Genomic DNA, 378 nt, shown 5'->3' on the forward strand with positions numbered 1-378 from the left:
ACCATGGCGGACAGGGTTATCAGGAGGCGTCAGGAGCCGCGAGAAGATGGGGATGCCATCAAACGGTATCTGTTTCTTGCCGGCTCTCGGCGTTGTAGTTCGGCCTTACTTGCCGATGCAGAAGCTGGAGAAGATCCGGCCCAGCAGATCGTCTGAGCTGAACTCGCCGGTGATCTCGGAGAGGGACTCCTGCGCCAGACGCAGCTCTTCGGCCACCAGCTCGCCGGCGACGAATACCTCCAGCTGCTCCTTGGCCACCAGCAGCCGCTCGGCGGCCCGCTCCAGCGCGTCCAGATGGCGGCGGCGGGCCATGAAGCCCCCTTCGGTGTTGCCTTGGAAGCCCATGCAGGCCTTCAGGTGCTCGCGCAGGGCGGGCAG

Annotated in this window: 1 pseudogene; it reads right to left on the reverse strand. The window is 65.1% G+C overall.

Annotated elements, in window-relative coordinates:
• Positions 1-105: 105 nt before the first annotated feature.
• Positions 106-378 (reverse strand): annotated as a pseudogene (gene trmE, locus BN1123_RS11185) (tRNA uridine-5-carboxymethylaminomethyl(34) synthesis GTPase MnmE); the annotation flags it as partial.

It is taken from the genome of Aeromonas enteropelogenes, assembly GCF_000819845.1.
Taxonomy (GTDB): domain Bacteria; phylum Pseudomonadota; class Gammaproteobacteria; order Enterobacterales; family Aeromonadaceae; genus Aeromonas; species Aeromonas enteropelogenes.